The 15,610-nt window shown below is 71.4% G+C and carries 16 protein-coding genes; 14 read left to right on the top strand and 2 right to left on the bottom strand.

The window, feature by feature from the left end; all coding sequences use genetic code 11:
- Nucleotides 1-6 precede the first annotated feature (6 nt).
- From KZ813_RS16420 to KZ813_RS16390, 7 genes are all read left to right on the top strand, one after another.
- Entirely contained in the window at nt 7-735 is a 729-nt protein-coding gene (locus tag KZ813_RS16420; protein WP_219756061.1) for a flagellar basal body L-ring protein FlgH, read from the top strand.
- Nucleotides 735-1,835, top strand: a complete 1,101-nt coding sequence (locus KZ813_RS16415; protein WP_219756060.1) for a flagellar basal body P-ring protein FlgI — start codon at nt 735-737, stop codon at nt 1,833-1,835. The genes KZ813_RS16420 and KZ813_RS16415 overlap by 1 nt, the downstream gene beginning before the upstream one ends.
- A complete protein-coding gene (locus KZ813_RS16410) occupies nt 1,835-2,176 on the top strand; it encodes a rod-binding protein (protein WP_219756059.1) in 342 nt (113 codons plus the stop codon). The genes KZ813_RS16415 and KZ813_RS16410 overlap by 1 nt, the downstream gene beginning before the upstream one ends.
- Entirely contained in the window at nt 2,173-3,510 is a 1,338-nt protein-coding gene (gene flgK / locus KZ813_RS16405; protein WP_219756058.1) for a flagellar hook-associated protein FlgK, read from the top strand. The genes KZ813_RS16410 and flgK overlap by 4 nt, the downstream gene beginning before the upstream one ends.
- Nucleotides 3,511-3,516: 6 nt before the next feature.
- Nucleotides 3,517-4,416: a flagellin N-terminal helical domain-containing protein gene (locus KZ813_RS16400; protein ID WP_219756057.1), complete on the top strand. Its 900-nt coding sequence runs from the start codon at nt 3,517-3,519 to the stop codon at nt 4,414-4,416.
- 319 nt (nt 4,417-4,735) lie between these two features.
- Nucleotides 4,736-4,948: a hypothetical protein gene (locus KZ813_RS16395; RefSeq protein WP_219756056.1), complete on the top strand. Its 213-nt coding sequence runs from the start codon at nt 4,736-4,738 to the stop codon at nt 4,946-4,948.
- Nucleotides 4,945-5,157, top strand: a complete 213-nt coding sequence (locus KZ813_RS16390; RefSeq protein WP_219756055.1) for a hypothetical protein — start codon at nt 4,945-4,947, stop codon at nt 5,155-5,157. Before KZ813_RS16395 ends, KZ813_RS16390 begins: the two co-directional genes overlap by 4 nt.
- A gap of 157 nt (nt 5,158-5,314) precedes the next feature.
- On the opposite strand, the gene KZ813_RS16385 is transcribed toward KZ813_RS16390, so the two are convergent.
- Nucleotides 5,315-6,460, bottom strand: a complete 1,146-nt coding sequence (locus KZ813_RS16385; protein WP_219756054.1) for a CaiB/BaiF CoA transferase family protein — start codon at nt 6,458-6,460, stop codon at nt 5,315-5,317.
- Nucleotides 6,461-6,580: 120 nt separating this feature from the next.
- Between KZ813_RS16385 and KZ813_RS16380 the strand changes: the two genes are divergently transcribed.
- The 3 genes from KZ813_RS16380 to fghA all read left to right on the top strand — a co-directional run bounded on the left by KZ813_RS16380 (nt 6,581) and on the right by fghA (nt 9,076).
- Nucleotides 6,581-7,687 carry an S-(hydroxymethyl)glutathione dehydrogenase/class III alcohol dehydrogenase gene (locus tag KZ813_RS16380; RefSeq protein ID WP_219756053.1) on the top strand — a complete coding sequence of 369 codons (1,107 nt, stop codon included), beginning with the start codon at nt 6,581-6,583 and terminating at the stop codon, nt 7,685-7,687.
- 160 nt (nt 7,688-7,847) lie between these two features.
- Nucleotides 7,848-8,231: a VOC family protein gene (locus KZ813_RS16375; protein WP_219756052.1), complete on the top strand. Its 384-nt coding sequence runs from the start codon at nt 7,848-7,850 to the stop codon at nt 8,229-8,231.
- A 14-nt stretch (nt 8,232-8,245) separates the two neighbouring features.
- Nucleotides 8,246-9,076 carry an S-formylglutathione hydrolase gene (gene fghA, locus KZ813_RS16370; protein WP_219756051.1) on the top strand — a complete coding sequence of 277 codons (831 nt, stop codon included), beginning with the start codon at nt 8,246-8,248 and terminating at the stop codon, nt 9,074-9,076.
- A 183-nt stretch (nt 9,077-9,259) separates the two neighbouring features.
- Here fghA and KZ813_RS16365 read toward each other — a convergent pair whose 3' ends face one another.
- The gene (locus KZ813_RS16365) at nt 9,260-12,106 is read right to left on the bottom strand and encodes a TonB-dependent receptor (RefSeq protein ID WP_219756050.1); all 2,847 of its coding nucleotides are present in this window, start codon (nt 12,104-12,106) and stop codon (nt 9,260-9,262) included.
- 173 nt (nt 12,107-12,279) lie between these two features.
- Here KZ813_RS16365 and KZ813_RS16360 point away from each other — a divergent pair, with 173 nt between their 5' ends.
- The 4 genes from KZ813_RS16360 to KZ813_RS16345 are packed head-to-tail and all read left to right on the top strand — an operon-like array spanning nt 12,280 to nt 15,436.
- A complete protein-coding gene (locus KZ813_RS16360; protein WP_308461917.1) occupies nt 12,280-13,818 on the top strand; it encodes a tryptophan halogenase family protein in 1,539 nt (512 codons plus the stop codon).
- Entirely contained in the window at nt 13,815-14,528 is a 714-nt protein-coding gene (locus KZ813_RS16355; RefSeq protein WP_219756048.1) for a SapC family protein, read from the top strand. The genes KZ813_RS16360 and KZ813_RS16355 overlap by 4 nt, the downstream gene beginning before the upstream one ends.
- Nucleotides 14,529-14,577: 49 nt before the next feature.
- A complete protein-coding gene (locus KZ813_RS16350) occupies nt 14,578-14,934 on the top strand; it encodes a GntR family transcriptional regulator (RefSeq protein ID WP_183921807.1) in 357 nt (118 codons plus the stop codon).
- A gap of 16 nt (nt 14,935-14,950) precedes the next feature.
- Nucleotides 14,951-15,436: an Ivy family c-type lysozyme inhibitor gene (locus KZ813_RS16345; protein ID WP_219756047.1), complete on the top strand. Its 486-nt coding sequence runs from the start codon at nt 14,951-14,953 to the stop codon at nt 15,434-15,436.
- Nucleotides 15,437-15,610: the final 174 nt, after the last annotated feature.

The following is a 15,610-nucleotide window of genomic DNA, read 5'->3' as shown; positions in this document are numbered from 1 at the left end:
TCGGACATGAACCGACTCTCCCCTCTCCGCCGCGGCGCGCGGGTCACGCTGGGCACCGCGCTCGGCGCGCTCGCCGCCGCCGCGCTGGTGCCCGCGCCCGCGCACGCCGGGCTGCTCGGCAAGATGCTCCGCAAGAAGCCCGCGGAGGATTTCTCCGCGGTCCACGCGCCGGCGCAGCCGCCAGCGCCCCCCGCCGCCAACGGCGCGATCTTCCAGGTCGCCGACGGCTATGCCGCGCTCTACGAGGGCTGGCGCGCGCGCCGCGTCGGCGACCCGCTGACGATCGTGCTGGTGGAGCGCACCGCCGCCTCCAAATCGGCCTCGTCCAAGCTCGCCTCGGACGGCAGCTTCTCGCTCACCCCGCCGTCGACCGGCCCGCTCGGCGGGATCATCAGCGGCACCGACGTCGGCTCGAGCGGCAAGCGCGGCTTCAACGGCACCGGCACCGCGGACCAGGCCAACTCGCTCTCGGGCGAGATGTCGGTCACCGTCGCCGAGGTCTATCCCAACGGCACGATGCTGGTGCGCGGGCAGAAGCGCGTGACGCTCAACCGCGGCGACGAGTTCGTCCAGATCAAGGGCATCGTCCGCACCGCCGACGTCGACCGCGACAATCGCGTGCCCTCCACCCGAGTCGCCGACGCGCAGATCGCCTACACCGGCAAGGGCGACGTCGCGCGCTCCAGCCGGCAGGGCTGGCTGTCCCGCTTCTTCCAGGTCGTGAGCCCGTTCTGATGATCCGCCAGCTGCTCCTCGCGCTCGCCGCGCTCGCCGCCGCGCTCGCCGGCCCCGCCCACGCCGACCGGATCAAGGATCTCGGCGGCTTCCAGGGCATCCGCGCCAACCAGCTGACCGGCTACGGCGTGGTGGTCGGCCTGCCCGGCACCGGCGACGACAATCTCGAGTACACCGTCCAGTCGGTGAAGGCGGTGGCGTCGCGCTTCGGGCTGCAGCTGCCCGCGGGGGTCAACCCCGGCCTCAAGAACGCCGCGGTGGTGATGATCACCGCCGAGCTGCCCGCCTTCGCCAAGCCCGGCCAGCGGATCGACATCACCGTCGCCTCGATGGGCAAGGCCAAGTCCCTGCGCGGCGGCAGCCTGGTGCTGACCCCGCTGCTCGGCGCCGACGGCCAGGTCTATGCGATGGCGCAGGGCAATCTCGCGGTCGGCGGGCTCGGCGCCGAGGGCGCGGACGGCTCCAAGATCGTCGTCAACATCCCCTCTACCGGGCGGATCCCCGAGGGCGCGACGGTGGAGCGCGCGGTCGCGACCGGCTTCGCCGACACGCCGTTCGTCACCTACAATCTCCAGCGCGCCGACTTCACCACCGCGCAGAACGTCGCCGCCGCGATCAACCGCAAGTTCGGCTTCGGCACCGCGCAGGCGGTGGACGCGGTGTCGGTCGCGGTGCGCGCGCCGACCGGCGCGGACGTGCGCGCCACGCTGATGAGCGAGATCGAGAATCTCGACGTCGCCTCGGCCGAGCCGCCCGCCAAGGTGATCGTCAACGCGCGCACCGGCACGGTGGTGATCAACTCGGCGGTGCGCGTCGGCGCCGCGGCGGTGACCCACGGCAAGCTCACCGTCCGCATCGACGAGAGCCAGCGCGTCAGCCAGCCCGCGCCGCTCAGCCAGGGGCAGACCGCGCTGGAGAATCGCTCCAACGTCCAGGTATCGGAGGAGAAGAAGCCGATGTTCCTGCTCAATCCCGGCCCCAAGCTGGCCGACGTGGTGAAGGCGGTGAACGCGATCGGGGCGAGCCCGGCCGACCTGGTGGCGATCCTCGAGGCGCTCAAGGAGGCCGGCGCGCTCAAGGCCGAGCTGGTGGTGCTCTGATGGGCGACTCACCCGTCAACAACGTGGGTGTGGCGATCACCGGCAAGACCGGGCTCGACACCGGGCTCAGCCGCACCGCCACCAAAGCCAACCTCGACAAGGCCGCGCAGCAGTTCGAATCGGTCTTCACCGGCATGATGCTGAAGTCGATGCGACAGGCCAAACTGGCCGACCCGCTGTTCGACAGCCAGGCGCTCACCACCTTCCGCGACATGTCGGACCAGAAGGTGGTGCAGGAGATGGCGACCCACAAACCGATCGGCATCGGCGCCGCGATGAGCAAGTTCCTCGCGCAATCTCAACCTGATCTTAACGGGACTCATGGCACGCCGGTGGAATGAGTGATCTGCTCTCCATCGGCGCTTCGGGCGTCCGCGCGTACCAGACCGCGCTGACGACGACGTCGGAGAACATCGCGAACGCCGGCAACGCGTCCTACGTGCGACGCAGCGCGACGATCCGCGAGGTCCAGGCGAGCAACGGCTTCAACTCGTCGCTCAACGGCATGGGCGCGGTGGTCGACGGGATCGCGCGCAACGGCAGCCCCTATCTCGAGGCCTCGGTGCGCAGCGCCAGCTCGGACGCGCAGCGCACCCAGGCCAGCACGACCTGGCTCGAGCGGATCGAATCGGCGATGACCGGCGGGGCGCTCTCCACCAACCTGACGGGCTTCTTCGCGGCGAGCACCGCGCTCCAGGCCGAGCCGACATCGAGCGCGCTGCGCGCGGGCATGCTGGGCAGCGCGGCGACGCTGGCCGATTCGTTCAAGGTCACCGCCAAGGCGCTCGACGACGGCATGGCCGAGCTCGACACCAAGGCGCAGCAGACCGTCGGCGAGCTCAACCGGCTCAGCCAGGCGCTGCTCAAGGTCAACCAGGGCATCGTCAAGACCCAGCCCGGCACCTCCGCCGCCGCGGGGCTGGCCGACCAGCGCGACGACCTGCTCCAGCAGATGAGCGCGCTGACCGAGGTCAACGTCCAGGTCGACGATTTCGGCCGCGCCACCGTGCGCGCCGGCGCCAGCAACGGCCCGGTGCTGGTCGACCCGCGCGAGGCGAGCGAAATGAGCTACGCGCGCACCGGTGGCAACGCGGTGCTCAACGTGCTCAAGCCGAGCGGCACCGCGGTGCAGGCCAACCCCGAGGGCGGCGCGCTGGCGGGCATGATCGAGGGCGCGCAGCGGATCGCCGCCACGCGCGACCAGCTCGGCGCGATCGCCACCGACCTCACCACCAGCGTCAACGACCTGCAGAAGCAGGGGCAGGATCTCACCGGCGCGCAGGGGCAGCCCTTCTTCGCCAACACCAGCGACCCCGCCGACTTCTCGGTGGCGCTGACCGACGGCGGCCAGATCGCCGCGGCCAAGGCGGGCGGCGGGGCGCGCGACTCGTCCAACCTCGCCGCGCTCGCGTCGCTGCGCACCGGCAACCAGTTCGAGAGCAAGGTCCAGGCGCTCACCACCGACAATGCCGCGACGCTCAAGCAGCGCCGGCTGGTGGGCGACGCGCAGACCGCGATCTACGACGGCGCGGTGACCGCGCGGTCCGAGGCCTCGGGCGTGAACCTCGACTCGGAGGCGGTCGACCTCGTCCGCTTCCAGCAGGCCTATCAGGCGTCCAGCCGCGTGATCCAGGTCGCGCGCGAGACCTTCCAGTCGATCCTCGAGATCAGGTAAGCCGTCATGCAGATCTCCAGCAACCTCCTCTACGATCGCTCCGCCGCCCGGATGGGCGCGCTGATGGCGACCGCGACCAAGCTGCAGACCCAGATCGCCACCGGCAAGAAGATCAGCACGCCCTCCGAGAATGTCGCGGTGGCGCAGCAGATCGCCGAGTTCGACCGCAAGGACGCCGACGCCGCCGCGTTCAACACCAACCTCGACCTCGCCGGCTCGCTGCTCAAGCAGGCCGACGGCACGATGGGCTCGATCACCGAGCAGATGCAGCGCGCCACCGAGCTGGTGAACAACGCCGCGACCGACACGCTGGGCGCGTCCGACCGCAAGGTGATCGGCGACCAGCTCCAGTCGGTGATCGCGACGCTGGTGTCGCTCGGCAACACCAACGACCTGCGCGGCCAGCCCCTGTTCGGCAGCGCGGCGGGCGTGCCCGCGGTGATCGACAACAAGGACGGCACCTTCACCTACAACACCGCGCCGAGCCTGTCGGAGATCCCGATCGGCGAGAACGGCCTGTCGATCCAGCCGACCGAGACCTCGGCGCGGATATTCACCTCGAGCAAGGGCGACACGCTGGCGATGCTGTCGGCGCTGGCCACCGCGCTGCAGGCGGGCGAGCCGACCGGCGACAAGGCGCGCGCCGCGATCGACTCGCTCAAGACCGCGAGCGACCAGGTCTCGACCGTGCAGGCCTCGGTCGGGGCGCGCGCGGCGCGGGTCGACCTGCAGCAGAACCTGCTGAGCAACGCCGGCGTCGACCGCGCCGAGCTGCGCTCGACGCTGGAGGACACCGACGTCACCCAGGCGTACACCGAGCTGTCCAAGACGATGACGATCCTGTCGGCGACCCAGGCGAGCTTCTCCAAGCTGTCGCAGCTCTCGCTGTTCACCTATCTGCGCTGACGTAGCGGCTCGTAGGGGTGGCGCCCGCGTGCGCCGCCACTCCAAGAGCCAAGGATCGGCGAGACTCGGCTGATCCTCCCCTGGAAGGGAAGGTGGCGCGCGCGGCGCGACGGAGGGGTGTCGCGGCCTGCGAGTGTCTCGAACCTCACGCCCGGTGATACCCCGTCAGCCCCTGCGGCTGCCACTTCCCCTCGCACGGGAGGATCGACGAACCTCTTCTCGCAGATCAACGATCCGTGACGTCCGGGGCACGTGCGAGCGCGAGGAACCCCGGTCGCCGCGCAGCATTGATGCAGCGCAACGACGAGGGTCTTTCCACATGGGTGCTACCACCATCGGCGCGCTGATCGGCGGCGCGATCGACGCGATGTCGGGCGACGACAGCGCGGCGGACGGCGCGCTCTACGGCGCGATCACCGCGAACGTCCTCAAAGTCGTCCTGCCCGTCGCGGTCACCTACGCGATCGGCTGGGGCGTGCTGAAGGGGCTGGAGACGCTCGGCGACACCATCTCGGAGAGGGTAAAGGCATGATCAGGACCATCATCGGCGCGCTGCTCGGGCGCGAACTGGACCGTCGCGACGGGCGGGGCGGGGTCGGCGGCGCGATGGTCGGCGCGCTCGCGACCCGCGCGGTCACGCGGATGGGGCCGCTCGGCATGGCGCTGGGCGGGGCCTATGTCGCGAAGAAGGCCTATGACCGCCACCGCGCGGGCCGCGCGGGCGTGCCGCCGCGTGGGTAACGCCTCCTAAGATCCTCCCGGGCACGGGGAGGGGGACCGCGCCCGCAGGGCGTGGTGGAGGGGGCACCCACAAACGCTGTGCTGCGTGGCGAGCCCCCTCCACCACCGCGCTGACGCGCGACGGTCCCCTCCCCGCCGATCGGGGAGGAGCCGAAGCTCATTCCCACTCCGCGCCCTCATGCTCGCCCAGCCGCGGGCTCGCGCGCTCGGCCATGACGCGCGCGCCGTCGTAGACGATCGGAGTCGCCAGCCCCGGCAGGCCCTCCACCAGCAGCCGCATCCCGCGCGCGACCACCTGCGGGTCGGCGAACACCTCGTCGACGCGGTTGACCGGCCCGACCGGCACCCCCGTCGCCTCGAGCGCGGCGAGCAGCGCGGCGCTCGTCCACGTCAGCGTGCGCTCGATCAGCGCCGGCAGCAGCGCGGCGCGGTGCGCCACGCGCGCGGGGTTGGTGGCGAAGCGCGGGTCCTCCGCCAGCGCCGGGACGGCGAGCACCGCGCACAGCCGCGCGAACTGGCGGTCGTTGCCCACCGCCACGATCAGGTCGCCGTCGCCGGTGGGGAAGCTCTGATACGGCGCGAGGTTGGCGTGGCCGTTGCCCATGCGCCGCGGCACCGCCCCGCCGACCATCCAGTTGAGCGCCTGGTTGGCCAGCACGCCCACCTGCGTGTCGAGCAGCGCCATGTCGATGTGCGTGCCCGTGCCCGTGCGTTCCCGCGCGTGCAGCGCGGCGAGGATCGCGACGGTGGCATAGACCCCGGTGAAGAGGTCGGCGGTGGCCACCCCGGTCTTCTGCGGCGGGCCGTCGGGCTCGCCGGTGATCGACATCATCCCGCCCATCCCCTGGACGATGAAGTCATAGCCGGCGCGCGCCGCATAGGGTCCGGTCTGGCCGAAGCCGGTGATCGAGCAGACGATCAGCCGCGGGTGGCGCGCGCGCAGCGTCGCCGCGTCGAGCCCGTATTTGACCAGGCCGCCGAGCTTGTAATTCTCGATCACCACGTCGGCGCCGGCGGCGAGCGCGGCCACGCGCGCCTGGCCCTCGGGCGCGGCGATGTCGACCGCGACCGAGCGTTTGCCGCGGTTGCAGGCGTGGTAATAGGCCGCGGAGAGGTCGCTGCCGTCGGCGGCGCGGACGAAGGGCGGCCCCCAGTGGCGCGTGTCGTCGCCCTCGCCGGGGCGCTCGACCTTGATCACGTCGGCGCCGAGGTCGGCGAGCAGCTGCCCCGCCCAGGGCCCGGCGAGGATGCGCGCCAGCTCGAGCACGCGCAGGCCGGCGAGGGGGCGGGGAGTGTCGGTCATGGCAGCGGTGTAGCGGCGCGCGGCGCGCGGCAGAAGGGCGGCGTGGCGCCGCGACGGTTGAAGCCGCCGCGCCCGCGGCATAGAGACGCAGCCGATCCTGAGACACAGAGAGGCCGCCCCATGAAGACCCGCGCCGCCGTCGCGTTCGAGGCCAAGCGGCCGCTGGAGATCGTCGAGCTCGACCTCGAGGGCCCCAAGGCCGGCGAGGTGCTGGTCGAGATCATGGCCACCGGCATCTGCCACACCGACGCCTACACGCTCGACGGGCTCGACAGCGAGGGCCTGTTCCCCAGCGTGCTCGGCCACGAGGGCTGCGGCGTGGTGCGCGAGGTGGGCGCGGGGGTCACCAGCGTGGTGGCGGGCGACCATGTCATCCCGCTCTACACGCCCGAGTGCCGCCAGTGTAAGTCGTGCCTCAGCCAGAAGACGAACCTGTGCACCGCGATCCGCGCGACCCAGGGCAAGGGGCTGATGCCCGACGGCACCACCCGCTTCCACTACAAGGGCCAGCCGATCTACCATTACATGGGCTGCTCGACCTTCTCGAACTTCACCGTGCTGCCCGAGATCGCGGTGGCGAAGATCCGCCCCGACGCGCCGTTCGACACCAGCTGCTACATCGGCTGCGGCGTCACCACCGGGGTGGGCGCGGTGGTCAACACCGCCAAGGTCGAGCCGGGCGCGACCGTGATCGTGTTCGGGCTGGGCGGGATCGGGCTCAACGTGATCCAGGGCGCGAAGCTGGCGGGCGCGCACCGTATCATCGGCGTCGACATCAACCCCGATCGCGAGGACTGGGGCCGTCGCTTCGGCATGACCGACTTCGTCAACCCGCGCGACGTCGGTGATCTCGTCCCGCACCTGGTCGCCCTGACCGACGGCGGCGGCGACTATACGTTCGACTGCACCGGCAACACCGCGGTGATGCGCCAGGCGCTGGAGAGCGCGCACCGCGGCTGGGGCGAGTCGATCGTGATCGGCGTCGCCGAGGCGGGCAAGGAGATCGCGACGCGCCCGTTCCAGCTCGTCACCGGGCGGGTGTGGAAGGGCACCGCGTTCGGCGGCGCGCGCGGGCGCACCGACGTGCCCAAGATCGTCGACTGGTACATGGACGGGATGATCCAGATCGACCCGATGATCACGCACCGGCTCAGCCTCGACGAGATCAACAAGGGCTTCGACCTGATGCACGCCGGCGAGAGCATCCGCAGCGTGGTGGTGTATTGAGGAAGTCCTCCCCGGCACGGGGAGGGGGACCGCCGGCGAAGCCGGTGGTGGAGGGGGCTCTCCTCGCAGCGCGGCGCCTGTGGGAAGCCCCCTCCACCACGCCGCTGCGCGTCGCGGTCCCCCTCCCTGTGCCGGGGAGGAGCTTAGGAGAGAGGATCCCATGTTCAGCCACGTCATGCTCGGCGCCGACGACATCGCCGCCGCCCGGACCTTCTACGACGCCACGCTGGGCGCGCTCGGCGCCGCGCCGGGGGTGATCGACGAGTGGGGGCGGCTGGTCTACGCGCACGACGGCGGGCGCTTCCTGGTCACGCGCCCGATCGACGGCGAGCCCGCCAGCCACGCCAACGGCGGCACGCTCGGCTTCCGCGCGACCTCGCCCGAGCAGGTCGAGGCGTGGCACGCCGCGGGCGTCGCGAGCGGCGGCACCGCGATCGAGGCGCCGCCGGGCGTGCGCCACGTCACCGGCGGGCGCGAATTGTACCTCGCCTATCTGCGCGACCCCGCGGGCAACAAGGTCTGCGCGACGCACCGCGTCGCCTGAGCGGAGGAGCGAGCATGGAGACCGTCTCGACCGCGCGCGCGCACGGCGGCACGCAGGGCGTCTATCGCCACCGCAGCGCCGCGACCGGCACCGACATGACCTTCTCGGTCTATGTTCCCGATCACGCGCCGGGCACGACGCTGCCGCTGGTCTGGTACCTCTCCGGGCTGACCTGCACCCACGCCAACGTGACCGACAAGGGCGAGTATCGCGCGGCCTGCGCGCGCCACGGGCTGATCTTCGTCGCCCCCGACACCAGCCCGCGCGGCGAGGACGTACCCGACGCGGACCGCTGGGACTTCGGCCAGGGCGCGGGCTTCTACGTCGACGCCACCGCGGCGCCCTGGTCGACGCACTATAAGATGTGGTCCTATGTCACCGAGGAGCTGCCCGCGCTGGTCGCGGCCGCGTTCCCGGTCGACCCGGCGCGCCAGTCGATCATGGGCCATTCGATGGGCGGCCACGGCGCGCTGACCGCGGCGCTGCGCCACCCGGGCCGCTACCGCGCGGTCTCGGCCTTCGCGCCGATCGTCGCGCCCACGCAGGTGCCCTGGGGCGAGGCGCTCGATCGTTACCTCGGCGACGACGCCGCGGCGAAGCGCCGCCACGACGCGGTCGCGCTGATCGAGGACGGCGCGCGCGTGCCCGAGCTGCTGGTCGACCAGGGCGAGGCCGATTCCTTCCTCGCCGAGCAGCTCCGTCCCGAACTGCTGACGGCGGCGTGCGCGGCGGCGGGTATCCCGCTCGCGCTGCGGATGCGCGCCGGCTACGATCACTCCTACCTGTTCGTGTCGAGCTTCATGGGCGATCAGCTCGACTGGCACGCGGCGCGGCTGAAGCGCTGAGCGGGTGTTGACCGAAGGCCGGGCGGCTTCCTCCCCCTCAGGGAAGGGGCGGGGTGGCGCGCTTCCGCGAAGGACGCGCTGGTGGCTAGGCCCCACCCCCACCCCTCCCCCTAAGGGGAGGGGCTCATTCCGAGAAGGCAGGCAATCCTGCTCCCCGCGAGGACCGGCGCGGGGATGCGGCGATCAGAACGAGAAGCGCACGCCGGCGTCGTAGCGCGGGCCGAAGTTCTGGTATTGCAGCAGCTGGTTGTCGAAGCGGCCGGTGGTGTAATATTTCGCGTTGAACAGGTTGGTGCCCTCCACGAACACCTGCGCGAAGGGCGTGACGTTGACCGCGACGCTGCCGTCGAACTGGCCATAGTCGCGCACGAAGATCGGCTCGTTGCCCGCGCCGCCGGCGAGCTCGCGCAGGAAGCGCTCGCGGCGGTTGTAGGCGATGCGCGCCGAGACGCCGTATTTCTCGTAGAAGACCGTGGCGTTCTGCGAGTTGCCGATGCCCTCCGCGGCGAACGACTGGCCCACCTGGCTCGTGTCGAAGTCGCGGTTGGTGCTGACGAAGGTGGCGTTGGCCTGGACGCCGAAGCCGCTCAGCACGCCGGGCAGCCAGTCGAACGTGTGGACCAGGTTGAGCTCCAGCCCCTTGATATCGAGCGAGGTCGCGTTGCGCGGACGGCGCACGCTGAAGCGCGCGGTGTTCCGGTCGACGATCAGCCCGCCGACCGGCAGCCCGACGCCCTGCGCGTTGCCGGCGTTGGCGATCGGGAACAGCTCGTCGCCGAACAGCTGGATGATGAAATCGTCCACCTTCTTGTAGAACACCGCGGCCGACAGCGTCGTCGTGCGCGTGGGATACCATTCGAGCGACAGGTCGAGGTTCTTCGCCTGATAGGGCCTCAGGTTGGGGTTGCCGCCGCTCGCGGTGAGCGTCGCCGGGCGCAGGGTGCCGATGTCGAGGCTCGGCGCCAGGTCGCCGATCGCCGGGCGGGTCAGCGTCTTGTAGGCGGCGAAGCGGACCTGCAGCTCCTGCGTGAAGTTGAGCCGCGCGTTCAGCGCGGGCAGGAAGTTGCTGTACGACGATTTCTGCGAGATCGGCGTGCCGGTCGGGCTGGCGAACACGCCGACGTAGATGGTCGGGTCGGTCGGCGGGTTGCCCTGGGTCGGGGTGAGGTCGACCAGCTGGCGCTGGCTGCCCGACGAGGTCAGCTCGGTATATTCGTAGCGCGCGCCGACGTTGACCAGCCAGGGCATGCTGCCGAGCTGGCCCGAGAAGTCGACGTCGGCGTAGCTCGCCCACACCGTCTCCTTCACGCGCGTCCCCGGCTGCGGCGCCACCGCATAGCCGTTGGTGGCGGCGTAGCGCGCCGCGGTGGTGCCCGGCGCGAGATTGTATTTCGCGTCGAGCGCCGAGGTCGCCGCCGGGCTGGCGAGGAAGTTCAGGTATTGGAACGCGTCATAGGTGAGGAAGGTGGTCGGCACCGATCCGCTCGGCGCGCCCAGCCCCTTCACCGTGAAGGGCGACAGCAGCGACGAATCCGCCAGCGTCGGATAGCCGCAATAGACGCAGCCGACGTCGTCGCCCGAGGTGACCGCGACGTTGGTCTTGTCGCGCGTCGTGCTCATCAGGCCGAAGCGCACCGTCTGGAGCACGCCGTAATCGGGCTTCCACTCGTTGTTCCAGCGATACTCCTGCACCTTCTCGGTGACGTCGTTGCCGTTGATCCCCGCGATATGGGTGCGGCCCAGCGCCGGGTTGGTCAGCACGCCGTCGGCGAAGCCGTTGACCGTGGGGATGCCGTTCCCCTCCGCCTGGGTGAAGGAATAGGGCGTCGGCGTGCCGATCACGGTGAAATAGGAGCCGCCGCCGCCCGCGTTCTTGGCGCGCGAGTAAGCCGCGTCGATCACCATCTTGAAGTTGTTGGCGGGGTTCCACTCGGCGTTGAAGCCGCCCTCCCAGGTCGTGGTCTCGCGCAGCACGCCCGAGGAGATGAAATCGGCGTTGCCGCTGGTGGTCAGCGAGGTGACGGTGCGGTTCTCGTCGACCTGGGCGGCGGTGTAGCTGGTCGGCTCGAACCAGGCGCCCAGCGCGCGAGTCGTCGAGTCGCTCTTGAACTTGTTGTACAGGCCGTCGAGCGTGAAGGTCAGCTCGTCGGTCGGCTGGTATTGCGCCACCACCGTGGCGCCGAAGCGGGTGCGGTCGTCGCGCGCGGTGTTCACGTCGAAGTTGCGCGGCGCGTACACGCCGGTGGCGATCGGGTTGCTGTTCGGCCCGACCGAGCTGTTGGGCAGATAGCCGTCGTTGCTGACCGAGGCGATCTGCGCGATGCGGCGCTGGTACGAGACCGAGGCGAGCAGACCGAGCCGCCCGTCGGCGAAGGTGTCGCTGATCAGGCCGAAGCCCTGCGGCGTGAACTTGTCGCTGTTCTTCTCGTACAGCGCCTTGCCGGTGACGATCGCCTTGAAGCCCTTGAGCGCGAGCGGGCGCGGGGTCTGCACGTTGATTGTCGCGCCGATGCCGCCGCCCTGCAGCGGCGCCTGCGCGGTCTTGTACACCTGCGCGCCGCTGATCAGCTCGGCCGGGATCAGGTCGAACGAGAAGGCGCGGTTGTAATTGTCGCTGGCGAAGCTGCGGCCGTTGAACAACACGGTGTTGAACGCCGGGCCGAGGCCGCGGACGCTGACCTGCGCGCCCTCGCCGTTGGTGCGGTCGATCGCGACACCGGGGATGCGCTGGAGCGACTCGGCGACGTTGGCGTCCGGGAACTTGCCGAGATCTTCCGACGAGATCGCGTCGAGGATACCGACCGCGTCGCGCTTCTGCGCGGCGGAGGAGGCGATGCTGCCGCGGATGCCGGTGACGACGATGTCGCCCGAGGTGCCGTCGGCGTCGGCCTGGCTCGGCGGGGCGGAGACCGCGGGCGGCGTCTCCTGCGCCAGCGCCGGTGTGGCGGCGATCAGCGCGCCGATCGCGCAACCCATGCCGCCCGAGAACAGAAAAGCACGTGCCGTCACTTGCCGAAAGCTGGTCGCCACCGTCATCCTCCCCTTCCGCAGCCACACTTGTTATGCGTGTGCTGTCGGAAGCAGCTTCGTTGATATATCCGACAAATACAAGTGGGATCGATTACATTGGCGGCGCGAAGACGTCGCAGCGGAGAGGCGTAGGTAGAATTATGGCCGCCAATCAACGGCATGATGACGCACTCGTGACTCAAGTCGTGGTCGTCGGCGGAGGCTCGGCGGGATGGATCGCGGCCTGCCGACTCGCCGCCCAGGCGCAGCGCACGCGCAGCGGCGTCGCGGTGACCTTGGTGGAATCGGCGCGCATCCCCACCGTGGGGGTCGGCGAGGGGACCTGGCCGACGATGCGTAACACCTTGGCGAAGATCGGGATCTCCGAGACCGACTTCGTGCGCGGCTGCGACGCGGCGTTCAAGCAGGGCGCGCGATTCGCCGGCTGGACCGATGATTCGCCCGGCGAGGGCTATTACCACCCGCTCAACCCGCCCGCGGGCGCGACCGAGCTCGATCTCGCGCCCCACTGGCTCGCCCAGTCGGACGCGCCGGGAGCGGAGGACTTCGCCACCTGGGTCGATTTCCAGGCGACGCTCTGCGACGCCGGGCTGGCCCCCAAGTCGATCACGACGCCCGAGTGGGTCGGCCAGGCCAATTACGCCTACCATCTCGACGCGGGCAAGTTCGCCGCGCTGCTGCGCGCGCACGCGGTCGAGCGTCTGGGCGTGCGCCACGTGATCGGCGACGTGGCGCGGGTCGAGCAGGGCGAGGGCGGGGACGTCACCGCGCTGGTGCTCGCCGACGGCGCCGTCATCGCGGGCGACCTGTTCGTCGACTGCACCGGCTTCGCCGCCCTGCTGATCGGCGGCGTGTACGAGGTCCCGTTCCGCCGCTGCGGCGACGTGCTGTTCGCCGACCGCGCGATCGCGCTGCAGGTGCCCTATGACAGCGAGGACGCGCCGATCACCTGCCACACCGTCTCCACCGCGCAGGCGGCGGGCTGGATCTGGGACATCGGGCTGTGGACCCGCCGCGGCGTCGGCCATGTCTACAGCAGCGCGCATGTCAGCGACGACGCCGCCGAGGCCGCGCTGCGCCGCTATGTCGGCCCCGCCGCCGACTCGCTGACCGCGCGCCGCATCACGATCGACGGGGGGCATCGCGAGCGCTTCTGGCAGAACAATGTCGTCGCGGTCGGCCTGTCGGCGGGGTTCATCGAGCCGCTCGAGGCCTCGGCGCTGATGCTGATCGAGGCGTCGATGGACGCGGTCGCGGACCGGCTGCCGCGCACGCGCGGCGCGATGCACGTCGCCGCGCGCCAGTTCAACGCCGCCTTCACGCACCATTGGGCGCGGATCATCGAGTTCCTCAAGCTCCACTACGCGATCACCAAGCGCACCGACACCGACTTCTGGCGCGACAATGCCTCGCCCGCGACCTGGCCCGACGGCCTGGCGGAGCGGCTGGAACTGTGGCGCACGCAGCCGCCCGCGCCGCAGGACTTCGACCACGCGCGCGAGGTCTTCTCCTGGCCGAGCTACCAGTACGTGCTCCACGGCATGCGTTTCGACGCGCGCTACGCCCGGATCGACCCGGCCGCGCCCGAGAGCGCGCTGGCGCGGCGCCATCGCGCGCGGGCCGAGCGCGCGCGCGCCGAGGCGATGCAGCGGCTGCCGCGCCACCGCGACCTGATCCGCGCGGTGCGCGAGCACGGCCTCCAGGCGGTATGAGCGCGCTCGTCGCGCTCGACCCGCGCCGGCACCGCTCGCTGCGCTTCGACGCCGCCGCGGCGGGGCGCGGGCGCGCGATCGCGCAGCTCGGCCGCGGCGAGATCGCGCTGGCGGCGTGCGACATGCCGCTGTGCCTCGCCAAGGACTCGGGCACGGGCCGCTTCAACCTGGTCGCGCTGATGGCGCTGGGCGGCGACAACCTCTTCGCCGGCGCCGCCGGCTTCCACGCCACCTATATGCCCCAGGCGGTGCTGCTCGGCGCCTTCCGCCTCGCCGAGGGTGGGACCGGGCTCGCGATCGATCCCACCGACGCCGCCCTGGGCGCGCGCGGCGCGGCGCTGGTGGACGGCGAGGGCGCGGCGCCGCTGGTGGCGGAACTGCGCGGCGCGCTCCAGCGGCTGGTCGAGGACGTGACCGCGGCGCGCGCCTTGGCCGACGCGCTCGCCCGCCACCGGCTGCTGCGCGCGTGGCGGCTGGTGCTGCGCCGCGCCGACGCGCGCGAGCACGCGCTCGACGGGCTCTACACGATCGACGAGGCGGCGCTCGCCGTGCTCGACGACGACGCGGTCGCGGCGCTGCACCGCGAGGGGGCGCTCGCCGCGGCGGCGGTGATCGCCGCCTCGCGCCACCAGGTCGAGCGACTGCGCCAGCTCCACGCCGCGGCGAACCCCGACGATCGCCTGACCGTCCACGAGCTCGCGGACGACTGAACCGCGCCGCCCGGCTCGACAATCACGTCCTATAGTGTATTAACGCAGCATGGCAGCGCTGAGCAGCGACGACTCGCCGGTCTATCTCCGGCTCCGCGGTACGATCGCCGCGGCGATCCTGCGCGGCGACTATGCCGCGGGCGACCAGCTCCCCTCGGTGCGCGCGCTCGCCGCCGAGCACGGCGCCAACCCGCTTACCGTCGCCAAGGCCTATCAGAGCTTCCAGGACGACGGCTATGTCGAGGTGCGTCGCGGCGTCGGCATGTTCGTGCTGGCGGGGGCGGCGGAGCGGCTGCGCCGCGCCGAGCGCGAGGATTTCGTCGCGCACCAGTGGCCGCGCATCCGCGAGCGGATCGACCTGCTCGGGCTCGACGCGACCGACCTGCTCGAACGAGTCGCCGGCTGAGGCGTTGTCGCTGGTGATGCGACGCCTGATCTCCCTCGCGGCCTGCGCCGCGCTCGCCGCCTGCCAGCAGCAGCCCGACCAACCGACGAACGCGACGCCGGCGGCCTCGCCGAGCGCGACGCCGAGTGCCACCGCCACGCCGGTCGCGGCGCTGGCGCGCTACGTCGGCCATTATCCGACCGACGCGGTGGCGGGCGGGACGAGCTTCCTGGCCGACCCGGCGGTGCGCGCGGCGGTGGCGACGGCGGTGCCCGACGCGGCGGTGCGCGCGCGCGTGCTCGACACCGATGTCACCGCCACGCCGATCGCCGAGGTCGACGGGCGCGTGCTCTCCTACGGCTGCGAGCCGCACAATTGCGGGCCGCACAATTGGGCGATCGCGCTGACGCCGGACGGCGCGTCGGGCGCGGTCTGCTACTATGACGAGGACCGCAAGGTGGCGCGCTGGTACCCCGCGGGCGCGGGGCCGAACCCGGCGGGCGGGTGCCCCTCGGGGGAGTGAGCGGGCTGCCTTGGGGTAGGAGTGCTCCGCCCTCCGTAACGGTTGTTCCTTGGCCTGCGCCGGAGAACGGGGATCAGGTCGTCGCGCGCGCTTTCCCGCCGTCGCCCCGGCGGACGCCGGGGCCCAGGTGGGAGACGTCACTGAGACTCACTACGGCCTTCCCTACTGGACCCC

The sequence above is a fragment of the Sphingomonas folli genome (genome assembly GCF_019429525.1).
Taxonomy (GTDB): domain Bacteria; phylum Pseudomonadota; class Alphaproteobacteria; order Sphingomonadales; family Sphingomonadaceae; genus Sphingomonas; species Sphingomonas folii.
This window is presented reverse-complemented; position numbering and strand designations above follow the sequence as displayed.